This window comes from Teichococcus wenyumeiae, assembly GCF_003696345.1.
GTDB classification, from domain to species: domain Bacteria; phylum Pseudomonadota; class Alphaproteobacteria; order Acetobacterales; family Acetobacteraceae; genus Pseudoroseomonas; species Pseudoroseomonas wenyumeiae.
The window spans coordinates 1-3,324 of sequence record NZ_RFLX01000111.1 but is presented as its reverse complement, the minus strand read 5'-3'; the positions used below and the strand labels follow the sequence as shown (position 1 = coordinate 3,324).

Below are 3,324 nucleotides of genomic sequence, written 5' to 3'. Positions count from 1 at the left end.
CTAGTCAGATCGAGGTTTACCAAATTGCTTTCCGGTCCTGCTGCATCACAGAACTGTGCTTATTCGGAATGGGTACGGTGCTGTCCGGCCCGTCCTTAATGCAGGCGAGGTGCTGTGCGCTGGCGGCTACGTCGCGCGGGCTGCGCTGAGAGGCTAACTGAGCCTGAACTGGGCGGTGCGTCGGAGGCCCGCTCCGCCCTCCCAGGTTGCGTGTTCCGACGGATGCCAGCCAGGCATTCCGATGCATCCCAGCCGGTGATTCCGACGCAAGCCAGCCACTCATTCCGAGGCATTCCAGCCGGCCCTGAGGAGGGGCTGTCAGCGCGGCTCGCGAGCAGTCGTTCACCAACGGCAGGGTTGTTCCCGAGTGACACCGGGGACCGCCATGCCAGGCCAGAGACTGCTGATGCGTCAGGTTCGAGAAGTTCTTCGTCTCAAGCACGTCTGTGGCCGGAGCGGTCACCAGATCGCGGCGCTGGTTGGCGTCAGCCGCTACACGGTCGCCGAGTACCTGCGCCGTGCCGGCGTGGTGGGCATCACCTGGCCCGTGCCGCCGGAGCTGGATGACGCAGCGCTGGAGCGCCGGCTCTTCATGCCGCCCTTCACGCTCGCGGAGGCGCTGCGGCCGCAGCCGGCCTGGGCCAGCGTTCATGCCGAGTTGCGCCGCCCTGGCGTGACCCTGCTGCTGGCATGGGAGGAATACCGGGCCGCCGAGCCTGAGGGCTACGGCTACAGCCGGTTCTGCGATCTGTATGCAGAGTGGCGGGGGCGGCTGTCGCCTACTATGCGTCAGGCCCACCCTGCCGGTGAGCGGCTGTTCGTCGACTGTGCCGGGCAGACAGTGGGTGTGATCGACGGCGCCACGGGCGAGGTCCGCCAGGCGCAGATCTTCGTGGCCGCCCTGGGCGCAATCTGACCTATGCGGAGGCGCGCTGGACGCAGTCGCTGCCGGATTGGATTGGCTGCCACCTGGGCGCCTTCGCTGCCTTTGGCGGGGGTCGCGCGACAGATCGTCTGCGACAGCCTCAAGGCCGGGGTGACCAGGCCGAGCCGCTATGAGCCCGGGATCAGTCGTACCTACCAGGAGATGGCCGGCCACTACGGCACGGCGGTCCTGCCGGCCCGAGTGCGGCGGCCACGCGACAAGGCCAAGGTCGAGGCCGCCGTCCAGATCGTGCAGCGCTGGGTCCTGGCGCGGCTGCGGCATCGCCGGTTCTTCTCGCTGGCCGAACTCAACGGCGCCATCCGCGAGCTGGTCACCAGCCTCAACGACCGGCCCATGCGCCATCTCGGCACCAGCCGCCGGACGCTGTTCGAAAGCCTGGAGCGACCCGCCCTGCTGCCCCTGCCAGCCGAGCCCTTCGCCTATGCCGAGTGGCGGCGGTGCCGGGCAGGGCTCGACTACCATGTCGAGGTGGGCGGGCACTTCTATTCCGTGCCCTACCGGCTGGCGCGGGAAGTCATCGAGGCGCGCGTCACGGACCAGGCTGTCGAGCTGTTCCACCAGGGCTCGCGGGTGGCCAGCCACCTGCGCAACCCGCGTCAGAACCGCCACACCACGACACCGGATCACATGCCGAGCGCGCACCGTCGTCACGCGGAATGGACGCCGACGCAGCTGCTCCGCGAGGCTGCCGTGGTCGGCCCGGCTACTGCAGCGCTGGTGGAGTGCATCCTGACCGCCAAGCCGCACCCGGAGCAGGGATTCCGTGCCGGCCTGGGCATCCTGCGCCTCTCGCGCGGCTATGGCCCCGAGCGACTGCAGGCGGCCTGCCGACGTGGCCTCGACATCGGCGCCCGTTCCCTGGGCTCGGTGCAATCCATCCTGCGCCACGGCCTCGACCGGACCTGCCGTCCCGAACTCGTGCCCGACGAACCGACCTTCGAGCACGGCAACATCCGCGGCCGTGGCTACTACCATTGAGGAGAACACCCCCATGCTGACCCATCCTACCTCAGATCGCCTGCGCGAGTTGGGCCTCGCCGGTATGGCCCGCGCGCTTGAGGGTTCGGAGCACTGCTCCGAACAGACGACATCCGGATGCTGCCGAACTCGGCTTCGACGATCGACTGGCCATGCTGGTGGACCGCGAAGCCCTGGAGCGGGACGGCAAGCGTCTCGCCGCCCGGCTCCGGTTCGCGGGCCTGCGCCAGCAGGCCACACCAGAGGATGTCGACCATCGCGCCACCCGCGGCCTGGATCGTGCCCTGTTCGGGCGCCTCACCAACGGCGAGTGGATCGAGCGCCACCAGGATCTGCTGGTCACTGGTCCAACCGGCACCGGCAAGACCTGGCTCTCCTGCGCCCTCGGCCATCGCGCCTGCCGCGACAACCGCTCCGTGCTGTACCAGCGCGTGCCCCCCGTTTCGCCGCCAGCGCCCGGCGCTCGAATTCTGGGATGGTGCTGCCCGCCTCTTCCCTTCTTCCTTCACTGGGAAGCCTCACATGGCTTCGTCAGATGAAAGGCGCTGGTCGCAAATCTGTGATCAACCACCAGGCTATTTACGATTTTTGAGACATTGATGTAGAAAGTTTACGAACTATGCTGCCGCAGCGGCCGGTTGGTCCAAAGAGCCCGTCACTGGCACCACCATTGCGACGACACCCAGAGATTGAAGAACCATGCATACGATCTCCAAGGCTGACTCCGCTGTCGGGTACGAAATCCGCCGTCATCGTCGCCAGGCAGGGCTGACGCAGAAGGATGTTGCGGCGCGGATCGGCGTGACCGGTGCACAGTTTCATCGCTATGAGACCGGTGCCACCCGTATCACGATGAGCCGCTTGATCGCGATCGCGGCGGCGCTGAACATGCGCCCTGACACGCTCTTAGCCGCCGCATCCACCGCGGAAGCCGAGCTTCGGCTGGCACCCTCGAACGTCAGCCAGGAGATCATCGATCTGGTGCAGATGTTCGCCAGCATCGAGCCGCAGCACCGCAGCGCGCTCGTTGCTGTGGCCCGCATGATCTCGTCCTCGCCTCAGCAGCATCCACGGCCAGAGGCTGTTGTGGGTGGTCAGCAAGGGGCGGCAGACATGCTGCAAGCCAGCGACATGAAGATTGCGGCGTAGCGGCTAGTAAGCTGCTCTGCGCGTCGTACCAGGAGTGGTAGAGCGCCTGCATCTGTAACTCTTGCTTGTCGTGCCGGTTGGATTACGGACCAGCCGATGCCATCATCGGCGTCCGGCGCCTGATCCGAGGCAACGTGGCTATGCGCTTTCGTCTGGCGGCAACGGAGCCGTGCGGGCCAGCAGCTTGGTCTCCTCGACTTGCGCCTTCAGCAGTTCCTGAGTCGCCGCATATTCCGGACCAGAGCCCCTGC

2 protein-coding genes and 1 pseudogene are annotated in these 3,324 nt (G+C 66.8%); all 3 read left to right on the top strand.

All coding sequences use genetic code 11. The features are described from left to right. Positions 1-385 precede the first annotated feature (385 nt). The 3 genes and pseudogenes from istA to EBE87_RS27930 all read left to right on the top strand — a co-directional run bounded on the left by istA (position 386) and on the right by EBE87_RS27930 (position 3,073). Positions 386-1,924, top strand: a pseudogene (gene istA / locus EBE87_RS27940) (IS21 family transposase). A 77-nt stretch (positions 1,925-2,001) separates the two neighbouring features. After that, positions 2,002-2,463 carry an ATP-binding protein gene (locus EBE87_RS27935; protein WP_122140305.1) on the top strand — a complete coding sequence of 154 codons (462 nt, stop codon included), beginning with the start codon at positions 2,002-2,004 and terminating at the stop codon, positions 2,461-2,463. A 160-nt stretch (positions 2,464-2,623) separates the two neighbouring features. After that, positions 2,624-3,073 carry a helix-turn-helix domain-containing protein gene (locus EBE87_RS27930; protein ID WP_120641057.1) on the top strand — a complete coding sequence of 150 codons (450 nt, stop codon included), beginning with the start codon at positions 2,624-2,626 and terminating at the stop codon, positions 3,071-3,073. The last annotated feature ends 251 nt before the right edge of the window (positions 3,074-3,324 follow it).

Excerpts from the sequence above, each read along its gene's own strand:
- EBE87_RS27930 (WP_120641057.1), top strand. The coding sequence starts at position 2,624 with ATGCATACGATCTCCAAGGCTGACTCCGCTGTCGGGTACGAAATCCGC.